The organism is Streptomyces sp. CC224B (assembly GCF_030010595.1).
GTDB classification, from domain to species: Bacteria; Actinomycetota; Actinomycetes; order Streptomycetales; family Streptomycetaceae; genus Streptomyces; species Streptomyces longispororuber.
In genome coordinates, this window is sequence record NZ_JASCXL010000139.1 from 1 (window position 1) to 23560 (window position 23560).

The following is a 23560-nucleotide window of genomic DNA, read 5'->3' on the forward strand; positions in this document are numbered from 1 at the left end:
CCGCCGTCGGCCTGCCGGGGCAGCCGCGCGGGCTCGGGCCCGGCCGGGTCGGCGCCGTCGCCGTCCGTCGCCGTCCGGGGGCCGGGGCCGACGTCGGTGCCGTACGCGTTGTAGGCGCCGTAGGTGGCGGTCACGGTGTACGCCGCCGCCGGTGCCTGGTCGCGCGTGTCCGCGGCGGGCGGGGCGTACGGGTCGCGGGCGGGCGCACCGGGCGGGGCGCCCACGCCGGCGTCCGTGTGACCGAACGCGCCCCCGGAGGCGCCCCCGGACGCACCCTCGGACGCGCTCCCGGACGCGTTCAGGGAGCCGTCGGAGCCGCCCGGGCCGTCGGGGCCGTCGGGGCCGTCGGGGCCGCGCGAGCCGTGGCTGGAGCCGGGGCCACCGGAGTCGCCGATGCCGGCGGCGCCGCCGGTGCCGCCGGTGTCTGCGGAACCGTACGGCCCGGGGCCGTACGGCTCGGCGCCGCCCTCGTACGCCGGCCGGTACGTGTCCCGGTAGCCGTACCCGGCCCCGTACGTCCCGTACGGCTGCTGCTGCCCATACGTCTCGTACTGCGGTGTGCTCACGTCGCTCCAGCTCACAGGTGGTCCACTGGCAAGCCCATGCGGATCGGCTTGGAGAACCTAGCGGAGCGACCGTCACTCTCCAAAGCAGGGCGACTACTCTGTGTCGCGGTGCTGCCCCGAGCTGTCAGGCCCGGAATGGATCGGTCGTTATCAGTCAGTAATCAAAGGCGCGCGCCGTGTTCGCCGAGACGGCCGCGGCCATGGCGTCCTCGTCGACGCCCCGCACCGCGGCCATCGCGCGCAGCGTGACCGGAATGAGATAGGGCGCGTTGGGCCGTCCGCGGTAGGGCGCCGGGGTGAGGAACGGGGCGTCGGTCTCGACGAGGACGAGCTCCGCCGGGGCGACGGCGAGCGCGTCGCGCAGCGGCTGGGCGTTCTTGAACGTGACGTTGCCCGCGAAGGACATGAAGTAGCCGCGCTCGGCGCAGACTTCGGCCATGGCCGCGTCGCCGGAGTAGCAGTGGAAGACGGTGCGCTCCGGGGCGCCCTCCTCCTTCAGGACGCGCAGCACGTCGTCGTGGGCCTCGCGGTCGTGGATGACGAGGGCCTTGCCGTGGCGCTTGGCGATCTCGATGTGCGCGCGGAAGGAGCGCTCCTGCGCGGCCATGCCCTCCGGGCCGGTGCGGAAGTGGTCGAGGCCGGTCTCGCCGACGGCCTTGACGTGCGGGAGCGCGGCGAGGCGGTCGATCTCGGCGAGAGCCTCGTCGAGCGCCCCCTCACCACCGGCCGGGCGCGCCCCCTGCCGCGACCAGCCCGCCCGTCGCCCGCCACCACCCTTACCGGAGTCGCTACGCGACGCGCCTTCGATGGGGTCGCCGTGGACGATGCGGGGCGCCTCGTTCGGATGAAGGGCCACGGCCGCGTGGACGGCGTCGTGCGCGGCGGCCGTCTCGGCGGCCCAGCGGGACCCGGCGACGTCGCAGCCGACCTGGACGACCGTGGTCACGCCGACCGCGGCGGCCCGGGCGAGGGCGTCCTCGACGGTGCCGGACTGCATGTCGAGGTGGGTGTGGGAGTCGGCGACCGGGACCCGCAGCGGGGCGGGCGCCGGGGGCGGCGTGGTGTCGGTGGGCATACGTCGATCGTACGAAGCCCCGCCGGGTGCCCGCCGGACGGGCCGGGGTCCGGCCCGCCCGCCGCCGCGGCCGGGGTGCGAGCCGTCCGCCGCCGCGGCGCACCCGCGCGGGGGCCTCGGCCGTCCCCGCGCCGGGCGTCAGCCGTCCCCCGCGCGGCGCGTCAGCCCGCCTCGCCGTCGCTGCCGCGGTGGTCGTGCCTGTCGTGGTGCCGGAACGGGTGCAGCAGGTCCGACAGGTGCCAGTGGTGCTGCCGGGGCGGTTCCGCCGGGGTGTCGGCGGAGCCGTCGCTCGCCGGGACCTTCGCGCCGGACGGTGGGCGCCGCGTGTGCGGCTGCCGGTGCAGGGAGTCGAGGGCCGAGCGCACCGTCGACACCTGGCCCGCCCGCATGATCCGGACGACGTGGCCCCCGCAGTTCAGGCAGGTGGGCCGGGTCAGCGGGGACGGCACGCGCTGCCCGCCCGCCAGGTACGTCACGAACTCCCGCCCCGCGCCGTCCACGTGGTGCTCGATGTCGTACGACTGCTCCCAGCCGTGCCCGCAGCGCATGCAGGCGAAGGCATAGGACTCGTGGCCGACGTCGAGTGCCGTCGTGCGGTGACCGGTGTCTGCGATCTCACTCATACGAGCTCCTCTTGTCCGCTGGACAAGCGCCGCGGGCCCTCGGTTCCTGCCCGGAACCGGGCCCGTGCGGCGTGGGACGGTTGCGCCCCCCGCAACCAGTGGACGCCTTTCCCGGAGCGGGCGCACCAGACCTGTCGACTGTTGGGGCCGATTTGGCTTTTCCATAGGAATTCGGCCTGCCGCGCGGCCCGCGCTTTTGCTTTTCACGATAGTCCTTTGCCAGCCGATGGGCCGCCCGGAGAATGGGCCTCCGAGCCCGCCCACAGGCTGTGGACAACGGAGAAAGCGCAGGCGGCACGGTGGCGCACCGGTGTCGCAGGCCCCGGCGGGAGCGCCGCCGGGCCGCGTGCGGGGCTAGGCCCCGGGCGCGTGCTTCGCCGCGACCACGGCGTCGAAAACGCGCCGCTTGGGCACCCCCGTGTCGGCGGCCACGGCGGCGATCGCCTCCTTGCGCCGCTCGCCCGCCTCCTCGCGCGCCCGCACCCTGCGCACCAGTTCGCCGTCGTCGAGGTCGGCCGGGTCCCGCTCGGGCGCGCCCTCGACGACCACGGTGATCTCGCCGCGCACGCCGTCGGCCGCCCACGCGGCGAGCTCCTCCAGGGGGCCGCGGCGGACCTCCTCGTACGTCTTGGTCAGCTCGCGGCAGACGGCGGCGCGGCGCCCGGGCCCGAAGGCCTCGGCCATCGCGGCGAGCGCGTCGGCGAGGCGGTGCGGGGCCTCGAAGTAGACGAGGGTGCGCCGCTCCTCGGCGGCCTCGCGCAGCCGGGCGAGGCGCTCGCCCGCCTTGCGGGGCAGGAACCCCTCGAAGCAGAAGCGGTCCACCGGCAGGCCGGAGAGCGCGAGCGCGGTGAGGACGGCGGAGGGGCCGGGCACGGCCGTGACCCGGACGCCCCGCTCGACGGCGGCGGCGACCAGGCGGTAGCCGGGGTCGGACACCGAGGGCATGCCCGCGTCGGTGACGAGCAGCACCCGCGCGCCCCCGTCGAGGGCGTCGGCCAGCTCGGGCGTGCGCGCCGACTCGTTGCCCTCGAAGTACGACACCACGCGCCCGCCCACGGTGGCGCCGAGCGCCTGCGCGAGCCGCCGCAGCCTGCGGGTGTCCTCGGCGGCGACGATGTCGGCGCGCCCCAGTTCGGCGGCGAGCCGGGGCGGGGCGTCCGCCGGGTCGCCGATGGGCGTGCCCGCGAGCACGAGGGTGCCGATACCGTCGGTGGAGCCGCCGGGCACGCCGCCGGAGGCCGAGTCTGCGCTTCCTGTCACGGTTCCATCCTCGCAGGGGCAGGGCGCGGGACGGACACAGTCTGGTTCCCTACGATGGCGCGGTGACCAGTACCGCGTCTTCCCCGGCAACCCGCGAGGGCCGGCCCGCCGAGGAGCAGCAGCCGTCGCCGTGGCACCGCAGGCTGCGGCGCTTCGGCTACACGGCACGGCCGGCAGCCGACGTCCGGGCGCGGCTCGTCCCGCCGTACGCCACGCCGGGTCCGCGCCTGTGGGCGGCGCTCGGGGTGCCGCCGCGGGCCGCGGAGCGGGTGACGCGCTGGTCTGCCTGGGGCGGTCCGCTGCTGGTCGCGCTGGTGGCCGGGGTGCTGCGGTTCTGGAACCTGGGCAGCCCGAAGGCGGTGATATTCGACGAGACGTACTACGCCAAGGACGCCTGGGCGCTGATCCACCGCGGCTACGAGCTGAGCTGGCCGGACAAGATCAACGACACGGTCATCCAGCAGGGGGACTCCGTCACGCTGCCCTCGGACGCGGCGTACGTCGTGCACCCGCCGGTGGGCAAGTACGTCATCGGCGTCGGCGAGTGGCTGTTCGGGTTCGACCCGTTCGGCTGGCGGTTCATGACGGCGGTGCTCGGCACCCTTTCGGTCCTGATGCTGTGCCGGATCGGGCGGCGGCTGTTCCGCTCGACGTTCCTCGGCTGCGTCGCGGGCGCGCTGCTGGCCGTGGACGGGCTGCACTTCGTGATGAGCCGCACCGCGCTGCTCGACCAGGTGCTGATGTTCTTCGTACTCGCCGCGTTCGGCTGCCTCCTGGTGGACCGGGACAGGGCGCGGGCCCGGCTGGCGGCGGCGCTGCCGCCGGACGCCGACGGGGTGGTGCGCCCGGACCCGGACGTCGCGGAGACGGTGCGCCTGGGGTGGCGGCCGTGGCGGTGGGCTGCCGGGCTCTGCCTCGGGCTCGCCTTCGGGACGAAGTGGAACGGGCTGTACATCATGGTGTTCTTCTGCCTGATGACGGTCCTGTGGGACGTGGGCGCGCGGCGCGTGGCCGGGGCGCGGCGCCCGTACGTCGCGGTGCTCAAGCGGGACGCGCTGCCCGCGTTCGCCGCGACGGTGCCGGTGGCGCTGGCCACGTACGTGCTGTCGTGGCTCGGCTGGATCCTGTCGCCGGACGACGGCACCGGCGGCTACTACCGCAACTGGGCGGCGACCGACGGCAGGGGCGGCGACTGGACGTGGCTGCCGGACTGGCTGCGCAGCCTGTGGCACTACGAGTACAAGGTGTACGACTTCCACGTCGGCCTGTCCTCGCCGCACACCTACCAGTCGAACCCGTGGAGCTGGATCGTCGACGGCCGCCCCGTCTCGTACTTCTACGAGTCGCCGCTGCCCGGCAGGGACGGCTGCCCGGCCGGCACCGAGGAGAAGTGCGCGCGCGAGGTCCTCGCCCTCGGCACGCCGCTGCTGTGGTGGGCGGCGGCGGCCGCGCTGCTGTACGTGCTGTGGCGGTGGTTCTTCCGCAGGGACTGGCGGGCCGGGGCGATCGTGTGCGGGGTCGCGGCCGGTTACCTGCCGTGGTTCATGTACCAGGAGCGGACCATCTTCTACTTCTACGCCGTGGTCTTCGTGCCGTTCCTGTGTCTGGCCGTGGCGATGCTCGTGGGGGCGCTGGCCGGGCCGCCGGGGTCGAGCGAGCGCCGCCGCGTGGTGGGCGCGGCCGGCGCGGGCGTCCTGGTGCTTCTGATCTTCTGGAATTTCATCTACTTCTGGCCGATCTATACGGGACAGGCCATTCCGATTGACCAATGGCGTTCCCGTATGTGGCTGGATACCTGGGTCTGAGGGGTGTGCGGCGTTCCTTCCCCATAAAGTGAGCGCATTCCTGGGGAGGGAGCGCTTGATGCGCATCGGAGTGAGAACTGTGATCGTCGGCGGCGTGTTCGCGGCGATGGTGGGGGGCGCGGGATACGGCACGTACAACGTCGTGAACGCGCTGAACGACGACGGCGGTCCGGGACCGGGCACGCCGGCCGTGAAGAAGGGGCCGCCCGGCGCGCGGGAGGTCCGCGACACCGCGCGCGAGTTCCTCACCGCGTGGGCGAAGGGCGACGCGGACACGGCGGCCGCGTACACCAACGACCAGGCGACCGCCGCGCAGGCCCTGACCGGTTTCCGCGAGGACGCGCACATCCGCGACGTACGGCTGACGCGGGGCACGGTCCGGGGCACGCGGGTGCCGTTCTCGGTCCGCGCCACCGTGGCGTACGAGGGCCGGTCCGAACGCCTGGCGTACTCCTCGGAGTTCGAGGTCGTCCGCGGCCGGAGCACGGGACGGCCGCTGGTCGACTGGCAGGCGTCCGTCGTGCACCCGCGGCTGCACGAGGGCGAGAGCCTGGAGACGGGCGAGGCGCCGGCCCCGCCCATCCGGGCCGTGGACCGGAACGGCCGGGTCCTGACGGCGAAGGAGTACCCGTCGCTCGCGCCGGTGCTGGCCCGGCTGCGGGCGTCGTACGGCCAGAAGGCGGGCGGCCGTCCGGGCGTGGAGCTGTACGTGCGGCGGTCCTCCGCCGAGGCCGGGGAGACGCTGCTGACGCTCGCCGAGGGCCGGGCGGGCACCCTGCGGACGACGCTGAGCGCGGCGGCGCAGCGGGCGGCCGAGGACGCGGTGGCCCGGCACCCCGAGTCGTCGGTGGTGGCGGTGAAGCCGAGCACCGGCGAGGTGCTCGCGGTCGCCAACCACCGCGAGGACGGCTTCAACGCGGCCTTCGAGGGCAAGCTGGCGCCCGGCTCGACCATGAAGATCGTGACGGCGGCGATGCTCATCGACAAGGGCGTCGCCAAGGCGGGCGGCCCGGCGCCGTGCCCGGCGACGGCGACCTGGCAGAGCCAGACGTTCCACAACATCAAGGGCCTGGCGCCGGACACGGGGGCCACGCTCGCGGACAGCTTCGCGCGCTCCTGCAACACGGCGTTCGTGAAGCTCGTCGACGAGGAGCCGCTCACCGACGCCTCGCTGGCCGAGACGGCGCGGGTCAACTTCGGCCTGGGGAGGGACGACTGGCGCACCGGCATCGCCTCGGCGGACGGCTCGGTGCCCGTGTCCGCCGGGCCCGACCGGGCGGCGAACGCCATCGGCCAGGGCCGGGTGCAGCTCAACCCGCTGAACCTGGCGTCGGTGACGGCCACGGCGATGACGGGCTCCTTCCGCCAGCCCGTGCTCGTGCCGCGGTCCCTGATCGAGGGTGACCTGGCGACCGCGCGCGGCCTGTCGCCGGGCACGGTCGCGCAGGTGCGCCGGATGATGCGGCGCACCGCCGTCACCGGTACGGGCGCGCGGGCCATGGCGGGCCTCGGCCCGGACGTCGGCGCGAAGACCGGTTCGGCGGAGGTCGACGGCCAGGCCCGGCCCAACAGCTGGTTCACGGGCTACCGCGGGGACGTCGCGGCGGCCGCGGTGGCGCAGGAGGGCGGGCACGGCGGGGACACGGCGGGCCCGATCGTGGCGGCGGTGCTGCGCTCCGTGCGCTGACGCGGCGGGGCCATCGAGTTGACAGAGCGTCAGTACGCGTGCCGACACGGGGTAGCCCGATCCGACGACACCGCGGTCCGTGCCCCGAGGAGGGGCCGCTAGGTTGGGCCATAGGTGAGACGAGGTGCGGCGGGGGCCGACGGGGAATCGCGGAGGGCTGGTTCGTGGGCAAGAGAAGGCGCGTCGCCGAGCGCAAGAAGGTACGTCCGGGCGTGCTCGGCGGCGCGGCGGTGGCGGTCGTGTGCGGTGTGGGCTTCGCCGCCTACGCCCTGGCCGGGGAGTCCGGCGACGGCGGCGCGGACCACAAGCCGGTGGCGTCGGGCCCGCCGACGGCCGCCGAGGTGCGCACCACGGCGCGGGAGTTCCTCGCGGCGTGGGCGGCGGACGACGTGGACCGGGCGGCCGCGCTGACCGACGACCGCGCGGCCGCGCGGGCGGCGCTGACGTCGTACCGCAAGGACGCCCACGTCACGAAGGTGCGGCTGACGCCCGGCAGGCCCCCGGCGCCGAAGAGTCCGAAGGTGCCGTTCAAGGCCGCCGCCACGGTCTCGTACGAGGGAACGGGCAAGGGCCGCGCCACGGTGCGCAAGTCCTACACGTACGACTCGGCGCTGACCGTCGTGCGCCGCAAGGCCGACGGCCGGACGCTCGTCGCCTGGCGCCCGTCCGTCGTCCACCCGGAGCTGCGGCCCGGCGACCGGCTCGTCACCGGCGAGGCGGGCGATCCGCCGATCAAGGCCCTGGACCGCGAGGGCAACGCGCTGACGCCCGCCCGGTACCCGTCGCTCGGCACCGTCATCGACGGGCTGCGCGCCAAGTACGGCAAGAAGGCGGGCGGCACCGGCGGCATCGAGCTGCGGGTGGCCCGCAAGGACGCCCGGGACGCGGCGCGCACGAAGTCCAAGAGCGACGACGCGAAGGTCACGCCCGACAAGACGCTCCTGACGCTGGCCCCCGGCACCCCGGGCACCCTGCGGACGACGATCAGCCCGAAGGTGCAGGCGGTCGCCGAGCGGCAGACGGCCAAGCGGAAGCGGGCCTCGGTGGTCGTGGTCAAGCCGAGCACCGGCGAGATCCTGGCCGTCGCCAACTCCGCCCCGGGCGGCTTCAACACGGCCCTGCAGGGCTCCCTCGCCCCGGGCTCCACCATGAAGGTCATCACCGCCTCGATGCTCCTGGAGAAGAAGCTGGCGGTCGTGGACAAGAAGCACCCCTGCCCCAAGTACGAGACGTACGGCGGCTGGAAGTTCCAGAACGACAACAAGTTCCAGATCAAGAACGGCACGTTCCGGACGAGTTTCGGACGCTCCTGCAACACCGCCTTCATCACCCAGGCGAAGAAGCTCGCGAACGACGACCTGACGAAGCAGGCCCGGGACGTCTTCGGCCTCGGCAACGACAACTGGTCGATCGGCGTGCCGTCCTTCGACGGCGCGGTGCCGGTGCAGTCGCACGCGCAGATGGCGGCGTCGCTCATCGGCCAGGGCGGGGTGCGGATGAACCCGCTGAACATGGCGTCGGTGGCGGCCACGGTGAAGTCCGGCACGTTCCGCCAGCCGTACCTGGTCTCCCCCGACCTGGACAAGCGCAAGCTCGCGACGGCCGCGCGCCGGATGTCCTCCGCGACGCTCTCCGACCTGCGGGAGCTGATGCGCCACACGGCGGTCGCGGGCACCGCGGCCAAGGCGATGTCGGGCCTCGGTCCCGACGCCGGAGCGAAGACCGGCTCCGCCGAGGTGGACCACCAGAAGAAGCCCAACGGCTGGTTCACGGCGTACCGCGGGGATGTCGCCGCGGCGGCCGTGGTCCAGGCTGGCGGCCACGGCGGCGAGGCGGCCGGCCCGGTGGTCCGGGCGGTGCTCCTCGCGGGGGGCTGAGCCCGCGCGGGGCGCCCCGGTCCCGCCCCTTTCCCGAAACCAGGGGCTGCCGCCCCTGGCACCCCGCTTTTCGGCGCTCCGCGCCTCGTCCTCAAACGCCGGACGGGCTGAGAAATTTCCAGTGCGGCCACAGCGGAGACGCTCAGCGCGGCCACGGCCGACGATCTCGGCCGCGCTCGGCGGAAAGATCCAGCCCGTCCGGCGATTGAGGACGAGGCGCGGAGCGCCGACGAAGCCGCGCTCGAATGGCCTACGCGGCGGTGGTGCGCAGGGCGCGGATCAAGGACTGGGCCCGGGCGTCCGCCGTCACCCCGCGGCTCATCGTGTTGGTCACGTAGCCGAAGGCGATCCCCGACTCCGGGTCGGCGAAGCCGAGGGCGCCGCCCCGGCCGGGGTGGCCGAAGGAGCCCGGGGAGAGCAGCGGCGCCGCGGGGCCGTGGAGCATGAAGCCGAGGCCGAAGCGGGTCGGGGTGACGAGGACCCGGTCGGGCCCGGCGGCGGCCTCGCCGCGCGCGAGCGCGACCGTCTCCGGGGTGAACAGGCGCGCCCCGCCGTCGACGTCCCCGATGAGGGCGGCGTAGAAACGGGCGAGCCCGTCCGCCGTGGCGATGCCGTTGGAGGCGGGCAGGACCGCGGCGCGGTAGGCGGGGTCGTTCTCGTCGGGCCGCGGGTCGATGACGGCGAAGGCGCGCCGGGTCAGGGACGCTGGGTCGGCGTAGGCCGCGGCGACCCGCGGCTTGGGCCTGACGCGCGGGCCCCCGGCCGCGGCGGGTGGGTCGAGGCGCCCGAGCCGCCCGACCCGCCCGGCCTCGGTGTCCGGCAGGCCGACCCACAGGTCGAGCCCGAGCGGCTTGGCGATCTCGGCGGCGATCCAGTCGCCGATGGAGCGGCCGGTGACGCGCCGGACGAGTTCCCCGGTGAGCCAGCCGTAGGTGTGCGCGTGGTAGCCGTGGTCCGTGCCCGGCTCCCAGGCGGGCGCCTGCGCGGCGACGACCGCGGCCGCGAGGTCGGACGCGTACGCCTCGCAGGGGGTCAGGGGCTGGTCGAGGACCGGCACACCGGCCCGGTGGGCGAGCACGTGCCGGACGAGCGCCCGCTCCTTGCCGCGCGCCGCGAACTCCGGCCAGTACGCCGCCACCGGCGCGTCCAGGTCGAGCCGTCCGCGCTGGTGCAGCAGGAGCAGCGCGGCGGCGGCCACGCCCTTGGTCGCCGAGCGGACGACCTGGGCGGTGCCGGGCTGCCAGGGGCCGGTCCCGTCGGCATCCTTGGTGCCGCCGCGCAGGTCGACGACGCGCCGCCCGTCGCGGTACACGACGACCGCAGCGCCCCGCTCGCCGAGCGCGGTGAAACCGCGCAGGAAGGCGTCCCGCACCGGCTCGAAACCCGGGGCCACCGTGCCGTGCACCCCGGCCCCCGCCCCCACCTCTACGTCAGCGTTCATAACCAGGCCAACAGCCGTACATCGCCGAAGATTCCACTACCTCGCCGCCCCCGCGGTCTTCGGATCGAAGCCGAAGGGCAGCTCCAGGCGGTGGCTCCGCAGCAGCTCCGCGTCGGCGAGGAGGCCGCCGGTGGCGCCGTCGGCCGCGATCACGCCCTCGCTGAGGATCACCGCCCGCGGGCACAGTTCGAGCGCGTACGGCAGGTCGTGGGTGACCATGAGGACGGTGACGTCCAACGCGCGCAGGACGTCGGCGAGTTCGCGGCGCGCGGCCGGGTCGAGGTTCGAGGACGGCTCGTCCAGGACGAGGATCTCCGGCTCCGTCGCGAGGACCGTGGCCACCGCGACGCGGCGCCGCTGCCCGAAGGAGAGGTGGTGCGGCGGGCGGTCCGCGTACCGCTACATGCCGACCCGGGCGAGCGCCTCACGGACGCGCGCGTCGAGCGCGGGGCCGCGCAGTCCGGCCGCCGCCGGGCCGAAGGCGACGTCCTCGCGGACCGTGGGCATGAACAACTGGTCGTCCGGGTCCTGGAAGACGATGCCGACCTTGCGGCGGACCTCGGCCATGTGCCGCGGGCCCACGGGCAGTCCGGCCACGGTGACGGTCCCCGCGCCCGGGGTGAGGATGCCGTTCAGGTGCAGCACGAGCGTCGTCTTGCCCGCGCCGTTCGGCCCGAGGAGGGCGACCCGCTCACCGCGCCCGATCCGCAGGTCGACGCCGAACAGGGCCTGGTGGCCGTCGGGGTAGGCGTACGCGAGGCCCTCGACCTCCAGGGAGGCGGGCACGCCGGGGGCAGCGGTCACAGGGTCCATCCCAACAGGCAGACGGAGAGGGCGGTCAGGGGGAGCGCCAGCGCGCACGTCCACTGGGCGCGGGTCGCCGTCACCTCGTCGAGGACGGGCAGGGAGCCCGTGTACCCCCGGCTCACCATGGCCAGGTGGACCCGTTCGCCGCGCTCGTACGAGCGGATGAAGAGCGCCCCGGCGGACTTGGCGAGGACGCCCCAGTGGCGGACGCCGCGCGCCTCGAAGCCGCGGGAGGCGCGGGCGATCCGCATGCGGCGCATCTCGTCGGTGACGACGTCGCCGTAGCGGACCATGAAGGAGGCGATCTGGACGAGGAGCGGCGGGAGCCCGAGCCGCTGGAGGCCGAGGAGCAGGGCGCGCAGCTCCGTGGTGGCGGCCAGCAGGACGGAGGCGGCCACGCCCAGGGTGCCCTTGGCGAGGATGTTCCACGCGCCCCACAGGCCGCTCTCGCTCAGCGACAGGCCGAGGACGTGCGCGCGCTCGCCCTCGGCGACGAAGGGGAGCAGCAGCGCGAACCCCACGAAGGGCGCCTCGACCAGCAGGCGCCGCAGCAGGAAGGCGGCCGGTACGCGGGCCGCGTACGCCACCGCGGCGAGCAGCAGGGCGTACGCGGCGAACGCCCACACCGCCTCGCGCGGGGTGGAGACCACCACGACGACGAAGCAGAGGACGGCGGCGAGCTTCGCGTGCGGCGGCAGGGCGTGCACCGGCGAGCGGCCGTGCCGGTACAGGCGGTGGACGTGCCCCGCGCCCACGTCAGACGCTCTCGGCGCGCTCGGACGCCGGGGCGCGGCCGGGCGGGGTTGGATCGGATGCGGTGCTTCCGGATGCGGTGGTTCCGGATGGGGCGGTTCCGGATGGGTCGACGCTGGTCGGGGCCGGATCGGACGGGGTCGTACGGGACGAGGCCGGACCGGGCGGAGGCGGGTCGGGCGCAGCCGGGACGGGCGCAGCCGGGTCGGGCGGGACATGACCGGACGGAGCCGGAGCGGACGGGCCGGGAGCGGACGGGACCGGAGCGGACGGGCCCCGATCGGGCGTGGCCGTAGCCGCGGCGGTGGTAGCCGCGGCGGTGGCGGCCGTAGCGGTGGCCGTGGCGGTAGGGCCGGTCGCGGGGGTCCGGCGCCTGCGGGCCGTCCAGAAGACCGCGGTGCCCGCGACGACGGTCACGCCGACGCCGATGACGCCCGCGAGGCCGCCCGAGAGCCGGGCGTCGGCGACGTCCTCGACGCCGTAGTCCGCAAGGGGCGAGCCCTTCGCGTCGTGCTCGCGCTCCTTCTTGTCGAAGCCCTGGTCGGCGGCGACCTTCTCCAGGCCGTCGGGTTCCGTGGAGGCGTAGTACGACACGAATCCGGCGAGGACGAGGCTGACGGCCAGGCCCGCGCCCCACAGCGTCCGGCGCGGGCGCGCGGGGGCCGGGGCGGCGGCGGGGACGGTGACGAGTTCGCCGCGCACCCGCAGCGCGACGGGCGCGGTCAGGCCGCGGGCGCCGCGCACGAGGTCGGGCCGCACGGCGAGCACCGCGCCGACCGTGAGCGCGGTGATCGCGGCCTCGCCGATGCCGATGAGGACGTGGACGCCGATCATGGCCGTGGCGACCTTGCCGAAAGCCACGTCCGTGGTGCCGCCGACGGCGTACAGGAGCGTGAAGGCGGCGGCCGCGGCCGGGACGGAGACGAGGGCGGCGGTGAACGCGGCCGCGGTGGCCGGGCGGCGGCCCCGGGGCAGGACCTTCACCAGGCCCCGGAAGAGCGGGTGGGCGACGGCCGTGGTGACCACCGCCATGACCGTGATGTTCACGCCGAGGGCGGTCAGGCCGCCGTCGGCGAACAGGACGCCCTGCAGGAGCAGGACGACGGACAGGCACAGGACCCCGGTGAAGGGGCCCACGAGTATCGCCGCGAGGGCACCGCCGAGGAGGTGGCCGCTGGTCCCGGCGGCGACGGGGAAGTTCAGCATCTGCACGGCGAAGACGAAGGCCGCGACGAGGCCCGCGAGCGGCGCCGTGCGCTCGTCCAGTTCCCGGCGGGCGGCGCGCAGGCTGACGGCGACGGCCGCGGCAGCGAGGGCACCGGCGGCGGCGGAGACGGGAGCGTTGATGAATCCATCGGGGACATGCATACGGGCGCTCCTGGAAAGACGCATGTCGTGAGCGTGGGGAGGCACTCACGCGCTGAGCGGAACGCTCCGAGCGGGACGCTCGTGAACCTTTCAATGATGTGCGCTGTTGCGAAAAGGTCGCAAGAGCGTACAAGTATCGATACGCGCCCCCGAACACGCCCTGAACGGACCCCCACTTCCCTCCCTCCGCCCCCCACTCCATCCGAAAATACCTACATATGGGACATTAGGGAGAGGGTGCCGCATGCGCGCGGGCCGGGACGACGAGGAGGACACACCCATGTCAGCGGTCGAGCAGGTCACCCGGGCCCACATCGTCACCGACTCCCCCGACGACCACGTCGTCGTCCCCGTCGCCCTGCGCTACGACCCCGAGGCCGATCCGCGCTCGGTGCGGATCGGCCTGCCCGGCACGCCGGGCACGAGCGGTTCCGGGGCGGGCGACTGGGTGCTCGCCCGCGACGTCCTCGAGCGGGGCCTGCGCGCGCCCGCGACCAGCGGCGACGTCCGGATCTGGCCGTGCGGGCGGGTACAGGCGGTGGTGGAGTTCCACACCGCGAAAGGCGTGGCGGTCGTGCAGTTCGACTCGGCCGCGCTGGTGCGCTTCCTGCGTCGTACGTACACGGCCGCCACGCCGGTCAGCCGCTGAGGGCGCGGGCCGCGGAGCCCGGTCCCCGGGGAGGGGCCCGGTCCTCCGGGGAGGGGCCCGGTCGTCCGGGGAGGGGTCAGACGCCTGTCGGTACCCGCCGCTTGCCGTCGGTGCCGGACGCCGTGCCCGCCATGTCCTTCAGGCCCTCGCCCTCGACGTCCACGTTCGGCAGCGCCCGGTCCAGCCAGCGCGGCAGGCTCCAGGCCCGGCGGCCGAGCAGGGCGAGCACCGCGGGGACGATCGCCATCCGGACGACGAAGGCGTCGAAGAAGACCGCGATCGCCAGGCCGAAGCCGATCATCTTGACCATCTGCTCGCTGGAGCCGATGAAGCCCGCGAACACGGCGATCATGATGACCGCGGCCGCCGTGACGACCCGCGCGCCGTGCCGGAAGCCGGTGACGATCGCCTCGTGCGGGCTCTCGCCGTGGACGTACGCCTCGCGCATGCGGGTCACGAGGAACACCTCGTAGTCCATCGCGAGGCCGAAGACCACGCCCACCATGAAGATCGGCATCATGCTCATGATCGGGCCGGTCTGCTCGACGCCGAACAGCGAGCCCAGCCAGCCCCACTGGAAGACCGCGACCACCGCGCCGAGCGCCGCGAGCACCGACAGCAGGAAGCCGAGCGCGGCCTTGAGCGGGACCAGGACCGAGCGGAAGACGACGATCAGGAGCAGGAAGGCCAGGCCCACGACCAGGGCGAGGTAGGGCAGCAGCGCGTCGTTGAGCTTCTGCGAGACGTCGATGTTCATCGCCGTGGAGCCGGTGACCATGACGTCGGCACCGCTGTCGGCCCTGATCGCGCCGGCCTCGTCGCGGATGGCGTGGACGAGGTCCTCGGTCGCGGTGCTGCTCGGCTTGGACGACGGTACGACGCTGATGATCGCGGTGTCGCCCGCCTTGTTCGGCTGCGGCGGGGCCACGGCGAGCACGTCGTCCAGGCCGCTGATCCTCTTCCGCACGTCGGCCGCCGCGGCCTTGCCGTCATCGGCGCCCTTGAGGTCGGTGACCACCATCAGCGGGCCGTTGTAGCCGGGGCCGAAGCCGTCCGCGATGAGGTCGTAGGCCTTGCGCTGGGTGGTGGAGGCGGGCTGCGCGCCGTCGTCGGGCAGGCCCAGTTCGAGCTGGGCGACCGGGACGGCGGCGGCGCCGAGGCCGAGGACGCCGAGCAGCAGGACGGCGACCGGGCGGCGGACCACGAAGCGGGCCCAGCGGGTGCCGAGGTTCGCCTTGGCGGGGGCGGCCTGCGACGACGTGGCCCGGGCGGGGACGGCCGTGGGCGCGGCCTGGGCGGACGCGGTCCCGGCGGACGCGGCCTGGGCCGACGCGGCCTGGGCGGGCGCGGGCGCGGCCTTCTCGCGGCCGCCGCCGAACAGCCTGCCCTTCTCGCCCGTGGGCTTGACCTTGCGGCCCGCGTACCCGAGCAGCGCCGGGATCATGGTGAGCGCGATCAGGACCGCGACGGCGACCGTGCCGGCCGCCGCGAAGCCCATCTTGGTGAGCATCGGGATGTTGACGACCGCGAGGCCGACGAGCGCGATGACGACCGTCAGGCCGGCGAAGACGACGGCGGAGCCCGCCGTACCGACGGCCCGGCCCGCCGCGTCCTCGCGGTCGCGGCCCTCGGCCAGCTCGGCGCGGTAGCGCGAGACGATGAACAGGGCGTAGTCGATGCCGACCGCGAGGCCGATCATCATGGCCAGCGTGGAGGTGGTCGTCCCCAGGTCGAGGGCGTCGGCCAGCGCGGTGATCGACGAGACGCCGATGCCGACGCCGACCAGCGCGGTCAGCAGCGGCAGCCCGGCCGCCACCAGCGAGCCGAAGGTGATCACGAGGACGACGGCGGCCACCGCGATGCCGATGATCTCCGTGGCGCCGGTGTGCGGCATGGCCTGGAGCGCGTCACCGCCGACCTCGACGGTCATGCCGCCGGTGCGGGCGTCGTCCGTGGTCTTCTCCAGGGCGTCCCGGCTGTCGTCGGTCAGCTCCATGGACGTGACCTTGTACGTCACCGAGGCGTAGGCCGTGGTGCCGTCCTTGGAGACGGTCCTGCTCGCGAACGGGTCGGCGGCGCGCGCCACCTGGTCCGAGCCGGAGCCGAGCGCGGCGACGGTCCTGCTGATCGCGGCCTTGTTCTCCGGGTCCGTGACCTTCTCGCCGTCCGGCGCCTTGAACACCACCCGGGCGCTCGCCCCGTCGGCGCTGGCCTCCGGGGCCCGCTTCTCCAGGAGGTCGAAGGCGCGCTGCGCCTCCGTGCCCGGTATGGAGAAGGAGCTGGACGCCGCGGTGGGCGCGGAGGCGGCGCCGACCCCGGCGAGGGTCAGCAGCGCCACCCAGATCAGGGCGACGAAGTGCCGCCGCCGGAAGGACAGTCGTCCTAGTTTGTAGAGGAACGTGGCCACGTGGGGGTACTCCCGGTCAGGTCGTGGGGTGGCTACAGGGCAGGGGGGATCGGCCCGACGACGTGAGCGGCTCGCGTCAGGTGGAACGGGTGGAGCGTGGGGTCGGGCTGCGGGTGCGCCCGCGGGATGGCGTGAGGGGTGCCGCCGGAGCTCAGACGCCCAGGGCGGGGAGGATCACGGCGTCGATGTACTGGGTGAGGAACGCCTGGTCGACCGCGCGCTCCTCGATGAGCTCCCGGGCGGCGAACCCGCCGACCATCATGTGCACCACGTACTCCAGGGCCGGGTTGTCGGCGGCGACCTCGCCGCGCTCGACCGCGCGGCGCAGCAGCGCGTTCAGGCCGGTGATCTCCGGCTCGATGAGCAACTGGCGCAGGGCCTGGTGGAGTTCGGGGTTCTCGTGGATGGCGTGGAACAGGCCCCGCATCAGCGCGTGGTCCTGCTCCATCTTGCAGTCGTCCTGCAGGGCCACCATCTCCATGAGGTCGCCGCGCAGCGAGCCGGTGTCGATGTCGGCCAGGGACACCGGCTTGTTGTGCCGCAGCGCCCGCGCCACCAGCTCGGGCTTGCCGCCCCACTGGCGGTAGAGCGTGGCCTTGCTGGAACGGGTGCGGGCCGCGACGGCGTCCATGGTGAGGCTCTCGTACCCCACCTCCCGGAGCAGGTCGAGCACGGCCTCGTAGAGCTCGGCCTCACGCTCGGGCGAGATCCGGCTGCGCCGCGGGGGCGTTGCCACGTCGGCCATGACGACTCCTCTCCGGTTTTCGGGTGGTGCTCACTCTACGGGGACCGGCTAGCGAAACGAAACGGTTTCGTACGTGCGCTCGCTCACACCAACGAAACGCTTCCGTACACCTTCCGTACACCTGCGGTCCCGCCCGCAGCTCCTACCCCGGCTTCCTCGCAGCTCACCCGCCACGGCCACCTGCCGCCCCGGCGCACCCGATCATGGGGCTTCTAGGATCTGCGCCATGGCGACACGACTTGTGCAGATCAACATGAAGGCCCGCGACGACTCCGCGCTCGGGCGGTTCTGGGCGGAGGCGCTCGGATGGGGTGTCGACAGCGAGGGACCCGGTGTCACCAACCTCGAACCCGTGGGCTTCGCCTACCCCGACCCCGCGGCCGTCTGCGTCGACCTCGTCGCCCGCCCGGAGCCCAAGACGGTGAAGAACCGGGTGCACCTCGACCTGGCCACCACCTCGGCCGCCCATCAGGCGGAGCTGGTCGCGCGGTTGCGGGAGCTCGGGGCGACGCCCGCCGACGTGGGCCAGGGCGACGTCCCCTGGACGGTCATGGCCGACCCGGAGGGCAACGAGTTCTGCGTCCTGGAGCCCCGCCCGGTCTACGAGGACACCGGACCGGTCGCCGCGGTGGTGGTCGACTGCGCCGACCCGCGCGGGATGGCCGAGTTCTGGGGCCGGGCGACGGACTGGACGGTGCACGAGGTCACCGACGAGCGGGCGACCATGCGCTCCGCCGCGGGCGTCGGCCCCTACCTGGAGTTCGTCCGCACCCCCGACACCAAGAGCGGGTGGAACCGCGTCCACCTCGACGTCGCCCCCTACACCGGTGGCGACCTGGAGGCGGAGGAAGCCCGACTGCGCGCCCTGGGCGCCACCGCCCCCGACCTCGACCGGTCCGCGATCCACTGGAAGGTCCTGGCCGACCCGGAAGGCAACGAGTTCTGCGTCCTCACGCCTCGCTGAGGGGGGGGTGAGCGAGGGGGCCGGGCCCCCCGGCCCCCGGTCCCGGTCCCGGTCCCGGGTGCCCCCGCCCGGAAAAGTTGCTGGGAGACCGCCCCCGGCAAACCATGGTGTAGGTGACCCAGGCGTACCTCCGCTTCCCCCACCTCAGTGGCGACCGGCTGTGCTTCGTCGCCGAGGACGACCTCTGGGTGGCCCCCCTCGCCCCGGGCCCGGGGGACCGCGCCTGGCGGGTGACGGCCGACCGCACGAAGCTCGGCCACCCCCGGTTCTCCCCCGACGGCCGGCACATCGCGTACACGAGCTGGCGCAGCCTGGACCCGGAGATCCACCTCGCCCCGGTGGCCGGCGGGCCCGCGCGCCGCCTGACCTACTGGGGCTCCGCGGACACCCGGGTCTGCGGCTGGACGCCCGACGGCCACATCCTGGCCGTCTCCTCGCACGGCCAGCCCTTCTCGCACTTCTGCTGGGCCTACAGCGTGCCCACCGACGGCTCCCCCGGCGGCCAGCTGCCCTGGGGCCCGGTGCACGACATCGCGGTCGCCGACCTCGACGGCGAGCGCAGGACGCTGCTGCTCACCGGGAAGCCGCCGCACGAGCCCGCCGCCTGGAAGCGCTACCGGGGCGGCGCCACCGGACGCCTGTGGCTCCAGTGCGAGCGGCTCCTCGACGACCTCGGCGGCCACCTGGACACGCCGATGTTCGTGTCCGGCCGCATCGCGTTCCTCTCCGACCACGAGGGCGTCGGCAACCTGTACTCGTGCCGGCCCGACGGCACGGACCTGCGCCGCCACACCGACCACGACGCCTTCTACGCCCGGCACGCGGCCGGTGACGGCAGCCGCGTCGTCTACCAGTGCGCGGGCGAGATCTGGCTCGTCGACGACCTGGGCCGGGACGCCGTGCCGCGCCGCGTACCGGTGGCGCTCGGCGGCCCGCGCGCGGGACGGCGTACGTACCAGGTGCCCGCGGCCCACCACGTCGACGGCCTGTCCGTGGACACGACGGGGCGCGCGAGCGCGGTCGTGGTCCGCGGCAGCCTGTACTGGCTGACCCACCGCGACGGCCCCGCCCGCACCATCGCCGACACCCCGGGCGTCCGCGTGCGGCTGCCCGAGATGCTCGGCACCGGCGGCCAGGTCGCGTACGTCACCGACGCCGAGGGCGAGGACGCCGTCGAGATCGCCCACCTCCCCCGGGCCAGCGGCGACCGCCCGCCGCGCAGGCTCGCCGCCGGAAAGCTGGGCCGGGTCCTGGAGCTGGTGTCGGACCCGGACGGCGAGCGGCTGGCGATCGCCTCGCACGACGGCCGGCTGCTCCTCGTCGACGTGACCGAGGACCCCGCCGAGGACACGGAGGCCGCGGACAGCACGCGGTCCACGGAGGGCACGGGGTCCGGCGGCGAGGTCACCGAGCTCATCCGGTCGCTCAACGGCCCCGTGCGCGACCTGGCGTTCTCGCCGGACGGCGCCTGGCTCACCTGGTCGCACCCGGGCGTCGGCCGCTCCCTGCGGCAGATCAAGCTGGCCCGCATCGAGGGCCCCGGGGCGCGGACCGTCATCGACGTCACCGACGGCCGCTTCGAGGACGAGAACCCGGTGTTCACGCGCGACGGCCGCTACCTCGCGTTCCTGTCCTGGCGGGGCTTCGACCCGGTCTACGACGTGCACACCGGCGACCTGTCCTTCCCGCTGGGCAGCCGCCCCTACCTCGTACCGCTGTCCTCCGCGACGCCCTCGCCCTTCGCGCTCCTGCCCGACGGGCGGCCCGTGGCGGGCGGGCTCGACCCCGACGCGGCGGACGAGGCCGAGGCCGGGGACGGGCAGGTGACGGTGGAGGCGGAGGGGCTGGCGAGCCGGGTGACGCCGTTCCCCGTGGCGGCGTCGAAGTACTCGGCGCTGTACCCCGTCAGCGGCGGCGGCCTGGTCTGGCTGCGCTGGCCCATCTCGGGCGCCCTCGGCGAGACCTTCGCCAACCCGGCCGACACCTCGGGCCGCCCCACCCTGGAGTACTTCAACATCGCCACGGCCAAGAAGTCCGAACTCGTCGACCACCTCGACTGGTTCGCGGTCAGCGGCGACGGCACCCGGCTCGTCGTCGTCGACGAGAACGAGCTGCGGGCCGTGCCGTCCACCGAGTCCGGCGACGGCGACACCACCGTCTGGATCGACCTGCGCCGCATCCTGCACGAGGTCGACCCGGCCGCCGAGTGGCGCCAGTCCTTCGAGGAGGCGGGCCGGCTGATCCGCGCCTACTTCTGGGACCCGGGGATGTCGGGCATCGACTGGGACGCGGTCCTCGCCCAGTACCGGCCGCTGGTGGAGCGCGTCGCCTCCCCCGACGAGTTCGCCGACCTGCTGCGGGAGGTCCTCGGCGAGCTCGGCACCTCGCACGCGTACGTCACCGCCGCCCGCCGCAACGAGGGGCCCGCCCACTACCAGCGGGCCATCGGGCTGCTCGGCGCCAACCTCGTCCGCCGGGACGACGGCTGGACGGTGAAGCGCATCCTGCCCGGCGAGTCCTCCGACTCCAAGGCCCGTTCCCCGCTCGCCGGTTCGGGCATCCGCGAGGGCGCCGTCCTCACCCACGTGGACGGCCGGCCCGTGGACCCGGTCACGGGCCCGTACCCGCTGCTCGGCGCGGCGGGCGGCACCACGGTGGAGCTGACCTTCCGGCCCGCGGAGGGCGAGGGCCGCTCCCGGCGGGTCGCCGTCGTCCCGCTGATCGACGAGCGTCCGCTGCGCTACCAGGACTGGGTGGCCAAACGCCGTGCCGTCGTACGGGAGTTGAGCGGCGGCGCGTGCGGGTACCTGCACATCCCCGACATGGGCGGGTCGGGGTGGGCGCAGTTCAACCGCGACCTGCGCCTGGAGGTGTCCCGGCCCGCGCTGATCGTCGACGTACGCGGCAACGCGGGCGGGCACATCAGCGAGCTGGTCGTGGAGAAGCTGACGCGGAAGATCCTGGGGTGGGACCTGACGCGGGACGCGCAGCCCGTGTCGTACGCGTCCAGCGCCCCGCGGGGCCCCGTCGTCGCCCTCGCGGACGAGGCCACCTCCTCCGACGGCGACATGATCACGGCGGCGTTCCAACTCCTCGGCCTCGGGCCCGTGGTGGGGCAGCGGACCTGGGGCGGGGTGGTGGGCATGACCGGGCGGCACACGCTCGGGGACGGCACGGTGATCACCGTGCCGATGAACGCGGGCTGGTTCGACGCGTACGGGTGGTCCGTGGAGAACCACGGCGTCGAGCCGGACATCGCGGTGCTGCGGACGCCGCTGGACTGGGCGGAGGGGCGGCACGTGCAGCTCGCCGACGCCGTCGCGGTGGCCCTGGAGCTGTTGGCCTCGCGGCCGGCGGCCTCTCCTCCGGGGTACGAGGGGGTGCCGGACCGGAGTCGGCCGGTGCTGCCTCGGCGGCCTTGAGCGGGGCCTTTCCCGCCCGCCCACCCGTGCCGCCCCGGCCTTGACCGCCCGGCCCGGACGCGGAGCGCTCTCCCGCCGTCGTTCCGTTCTCTCCCGCCCGCCCACCCGTGCCGCCCCGGCCTTGTCCGCCCGGCCCCGGCGCGGAGCGCTTTCCCGCCGTCGTTGGTGTCAAGCCCCCCGTGCCGATTCGTCGGCCGAGCCGCCCGCGCCCAGGAGGCCCAGGGACACCTCCGACAGCCGGGGTTCGAAGCGGCGCATCTCGCGCTGGCCCACCCCGGCGATGATTCCGGGCAGGTACGGCCGCAGGCCCTGGAGGCCCCGCAGCCACCACTGCCCGTACACGTGCGCCGAGCGGCGCTCGATCCCCGCCACGAGGCGGTCCACCGCCGGGCCCAGGGGGTACGTCTTGTTCGACGGCCACGGCAGCCGCTGCCGCAGCTCGCGCATCACCTCGTCCTGGTCGGCACCCCGCACCATGTCGGTGTCCGTCCAGGAGAGGTAGCCGACGCCCACCTTGACGCCCTTGTAGCCGACCTCGGCCCGCAGCGCGTGCGCGTACGCCTCCACGCCCGACTTGGACGCGCAGTACGCGGTCATCATCGGCGCGGGCGTGATCGCGGCGAGGGAGGCGATCTGGAGGAGGTAGCCCCGGCTCTCGGTGAGGACGGGCAGGAAGGCCCGTGCCGTCACCGCGCTGCCGATGAGGTTGACCTCGATGACCCGCCGCCAGGCCACGGGGTCCGAGCTCATGAAGGGCCCGCCGCTGGCCACGCCCGCGTTGGCGACCACGATGTCGGCCTTGCCGAAGCGTTCCTTCACCTCCCCGGCCACGCGGGTCATCGCCTCGTGGTCGGTGACGTCCGCGTACCAGGAGTCGCTGTCGGTGTGCAGCCGCGCGCCGACCGCCTTCAGCTCGTCCGGCTCCAGGCCCACGAGCGCCACCCGGGCGCCGCGCGCCGACAGCTTGCGGGCGAGGAGCTCCCCGACGCCGCGTGCCGCCCCGGTGACCACCGCGACCTGTCCGTCCAGGCTCACCCTGCCCATGCCGATCACACGCCTTCCCTGTGCCGTGGCCGCTCGGCCACGCGTCCGCCGTAGGTGGCGACGAGGTCCCTTATGGCCCGCGTCACCGCTTCCGGTGCCTCCACCGGTGTCATGTGTCCGACCCCCGCCAGCTCGGTGAGCCCCGCGCACCGCGGCAGCGCCCGGGCAAGGCGTCGCGCGTGCACGACGGGCGTCAGCCGGTCCACGGCCCCGGCGAGCACCGCCGTGGGCGCAGTCATGGCGGCTATGTCGGCGTCGAGTTGGAGTGCGTCCAGGACGCGGGCCCAGCGGTAGCGGGGCACGCGCGGGCAGGCGTGCACGATCCGCGCGCACACGTCGACGCGGTCGGGCGCCGAACCGGGGCCCATCGTCGCGTACTTGAGCAGGCGGCGGGCGAACGGCGTGACCGGGCCCATGGGCCCCCGGGCGCCCAGCACCCGGCGGGTCAGCCGGGTGCGCACCGCGCCCGCCCGCAGCGGCACCAGCGTCGACTCGGCGACCAGGTGCGAGCTGCCCGTGCTGCACAGCAGGGCCGCCGCCGCGCGCTCCCGCACCCCGGGCCGCCCGGCGGCGGCCATCAGCGTCATGCCGCCCATGGAGTGGCCGACGAGCACCGCCTTCTCGCCGGGCGCGAGCGTCGTCGCCAGCACGGCCTCCAGGTCGTCGGCGAGCGCCCGCGTGCTGTATCCGGCGGCCTCCACCGGCACCTGGCTGCGCCCGTGCCCGCGCTGGTCGTACGCGACGACGCGGTACGTCGCCGACAGGGCCCGCACCTGCGCCGCCCAGAACGCGGTCGAGCAGGTCCAGCCGTGGATCAGGACGACGGCGGGCGCGCCGTCCGGGCCGTGCGTCTCGACGTGCAGGCGCGTGCCGTCGGCGGAGACCGCGGTCAGCTCGCGCGCGGCGGCGGGCGGCGCGAACGGCCCGTCCGCGGCCCGGCGGGCGCGGGGGGGGGGGGGGCCCCCGGCCGGGGGGGGGGGGCCACAGCCGCGGGGGGCCCCCGGACGGGGCCGCCCGGCGGCGGGGGGCGCGGGGGGGGGGGGCCGCCCCCGGCCGGCGGGTGGGGG

General features: G+C 74.8%; 15 protein-coding genes and 3 pseudogenes. 6 read left to right on the top strand and 12 right to left on the bottom strand.

Features of this window, described 5'->3' with window-relative positions:
• The 4 genes and pseudogenes from QK440_RS35930 to rsmI form a co-directional block, all read right to left on the bottom strand.
• Nucleotides 1-566 (bottom strand): annotated as a pseudogene (locus QK440_RS35930) (hypothetical protein); the annotation flags it as partial.
• Nucleotides 567-720: 154 nt separating this feature from the next.
• A complete protein-coding gene (locus tag QK440_RS35935; protein WP_282797462.1) occupies nucleotides 721-1641 on the bottom strand; it encodes a TatD family hydrolase in 921 nt (306 codons plus the stop codon).
• A 161-nt stretch (nucleotides 1642-1802) separates the two neighbouring features.
• A complete protein-coding gene (locus QK440_RS35940; protein ID WP_282797463.1) occupies nucleotides 1803-2264 on the bottom strand; it encodes a hypothetical protein in 462 nt (153 codons plus the stop codon).
• 354 nt (nucleotides 2265-2618) lie between these two features.
• Nucleotides 2619-3524 carry a 16S rRNA (cytidine(1402)-2'-O)-methyltransferase gene (rsmI, locus tag QK440_RS35945; protein ID WP_282797464.1) on the bottom strand — a complete coding sequence of 302 codons (906 nt, stop codon included), beginning with the start codon at nucleotides 3522-3524 and terminating at the stop codon, nucleotides 2619-2621.
• Nucleotides 3525-3586: 62 nt separating this feature from the next.
• On the opposite strand from rsmI, the gene QK440_RS35950 reads away from it, so the two are divergent.
• The 3 genes from QK440_RS35950 (at nucleotide 3587) to QK440_RS35960 (ending at nucleotide 8893) form a co-directional block, all read left to right on the top strand.
• Nucleotides 3587-5329: a phospholipid carrier-dependent glycosyltransferase gene (locus QK440_RS35950; protein ID WP_282797465.1), complete on the top strand. Its 1743-nt coding sequence runs from the start codon at nucleotides 3587-3589 to the stop codon at nucleotides 5327-5329.
• 58 nt (nucleotides 5330-5387) lie between these two features.
• A complete protein-coding gene (locus tag QK440_RS35955) occupies nucleotides 5388-7016 on the top strand; it encodes a penicillin-binding transpeptidase domain-containing protein (RefSeq protein ID WP_282797466.1) in 1629 nt (542 codons plus the stop codon).
• A 164-nt stretch (nucleotides 7017-7180) separates the two neighbouring features.
• Nucleotides 7181-8893, top strand: a complete 1713-nt coding sequence (locus tag QK440_RS35960; RefSeq protein WP_282797467.1) for a penicillin-binding transpeptidase domain-containing protein — start codon at nucleotides 7181-7183, stop codon at nucleotides 8891-8893.
• A gap of 250 nt (nucleotides 8894-9143) precedes the next feature.
• On the opposite strand, the gene QK440_RS35965 is transcribed toward QK440_RS35960, so the two are convergent.
• The 4 genes and pseudogenes from QK440_RS35965 to QK440_RS35980 form a co-directional block, all read right to left on the bottom strand.
• Nucleotides 9144-10334 carry a serine hydrolase domain-containing protein gene (locus tag QK440_RS35965; RefSeq protein ID WP_282797468.1) on the bottom strand — a complete coding sequence of 397 codons (1191 nt, stop codon included), beginning with the start codon at nucleotides 10332-10334 and terminating at the stop codon, nucleotides 9144-9146.
• 36 nt (nucleotides 10335-10370) lie between these two features.
• Nucleotides 10371-11147 (bottom strand): annotated as a pseudogene (locus QK440_RS35970) (ABC transporter ATP-binding protein).
• Nucleotides 11135-11896 carry a cobalt ECF transporter T component CbiQ gene (cbiQ, locus tag QK440_RS35975; protein WP_282797469.1) on the bottom strand — a complete coding sequence of 254 codons (762 nt, stop codon included), beginning with the start codon at nucleotides 11894-11896 and terminating at the stop codon, nucleotides 11135-11137. Before cbiQ ends, QK440_RS35970 begins: the two are co-directional and overlap by 13 nt.
• 361 nt (nucleotides 11897-12257) lie before the next feature.
• Nucleotides 12258-13262: pseudogene (locus QK440_RS35980) on the bottom strand (energy-coupling factor ABC transporter permease); the annotation flags it as partial.
• A 280-nt stretch (nucleotides 13263-13542) separates the two neighbouring features.
• Between QK440_RS35980 and QK440_RS35985 the strand changes: the two are divergent.
• A complete protein-coding gene (locus QK440_RS35985; RefSeq protein WP_282797470.1) occupies nucleotides 13543-13911 on the top strand; it encodes an SsgA family sporulation/cell division regulator in 369 nt (122 codons plus the stop codon).
• A 76-nt stretch (nucleotides 13912-13987) separates the two neighbouring features.
• Here the strand turns inward: QK440_RS35985 and QK440_RS35990 are convergent, their stop codons facing one another.
• Together QK440_RS35990 and QK440_RS35995 are read right to left on the bottom strand one after the other, a co-directional pair.
• On the bottom strand, nucleotides 13988-16318 hold the full coding sequence (locus QK440_RS35990; protein ID WP_282797471.1) for an MMPL family transporter: 2331 nt from the start codon (nucleotides 16316-16318) through the stop codon (nucleotides 13988-13990).
• A gap of 151 nt (nucleotides 16319-16469) precedes the next feature.
• Nucleotides 16470-17063: a TetR/AcrR family transcriptional regulator gene (locus tag QK440_RS35995; RefSeq protein ID WP_282797472.1), complete on the bottom strand. Its 594-nt coding sequence runs from the start codon at nucleotides 17061-17063 to the stop codon at nucleotides 16470-16472.
• Between the two features lie 226 nt (nucleotides 17064-17289).
• Between QK440_RS35995 and QK440_RS36000 the strand changes: the two genes are divergently transcribed.
• Nucleotides 17290-18027 (top strand): VOC family protein, encoded by a 738-nt coding sequence (locus QK440_RS36000; protein WP_282797473.1) that lies wholly within the window; start codon nucleotides 17290-17292, stop codon nucleotides 18025-18027.
• 113 nt (nucleotides 18028-18140) lie between these two features.
• Nucleotides 18141-21449, top strand: coding sequence for a S41 family peptidase (locus tag QK440_RS36005; RefSeq protein ID WP_282797474.1), 3309 nt, complete (start codon nucleotides 18141-18143; stop codon nucleotides 21447-21449).
• A gap of 168 nt (nucleotides 21450-21617) precedes the next feature.
• On the opposite strand, the gene QK440_RS36010 is transcribed toward QK440_RS36005, so the two are convergent.
• Together QK440_RS36010 and QK440_RS36015 are read right to left on the bottom strand one after the other, a co-directional pair.
• A complete protein-coding gene (locus QK440_RS36010) occupies nucleotides 21618-22493 on the bottom strand; it encodes an SDR family oxidoreductase (RefSeq protein ID WP_282797475.1) in 876 nt (291 codons plus the stop codon).
• A gap of 5 nt (nucleotides 22494-22498) precedes the next feature.
• A complete protein-coding gene (locus QK440_RS36015; protein ID WP_282797476.1) occupies nucleotides 22499-23386 on the bottom strand; it encodes an alpha/beta hydrolase in 888 nt (295 codons plus the stop codon).
• Nucleotides 23387-23560: the final 174 nt, after the last annotated feature.

Coding starts and splice junctions, on each gene's coding strand:
- QK440_RS36000 (WP_282797473.1), top strand. CDS start 17,290: ATGGCGACACGACTTGTGCAGATCAACATGAAGGCCCGCGACGACTCC.
- QK440_RS36010 (WP_282797475.1), bottom strand. CDS start 22,493: ATGGGCAGGGTGAGCCTGGACGGACAGGTCGCGGTGGTCACCGGGGCG.
- QK440_RS35940 (WP_282797463.1), bottom strand. CDS start 2,264: ATGAGTGAGATCGCAGACACCGGTCACCGCACGACGGCACTCGACGTC.
- QK440_RS35965 (WP_282797468.1), bottom strand. CDS start 10,334: ATGAACGCTGACGTAGAGGTGGGGGCGGGGGCCGGGGTGCACGGCACG.
- QK440_RS35935 (WP_282797462.1), bottom strand. CDS start 1,641: ATGCCCACCGACACCACGCCGCCCCCGGCGCCCGCCCCGCTGCGGGTC.
- QK440_RS35995 (WP_282797472.1), bottom strand. CDS start 17,063: ATGGCCGACGTGGCAACGCCCCCGCGGCGCAGCCGGATCTCGCCCGAG.
- QK440_RS35955 (WP_282797466.1), top strand. CDS start 5,388: ATGCGCATCGGAGTGAGAACTGTGATCGTCGGCGGCGTGTTCGCGGCG.
- QK440_RS35985 (WP_282797470.1), top strand. CDS start 13,543: ATGTCAGCGGTCGAGCAGGTCACCCGGGCCCACATCGTCACCGACTCC.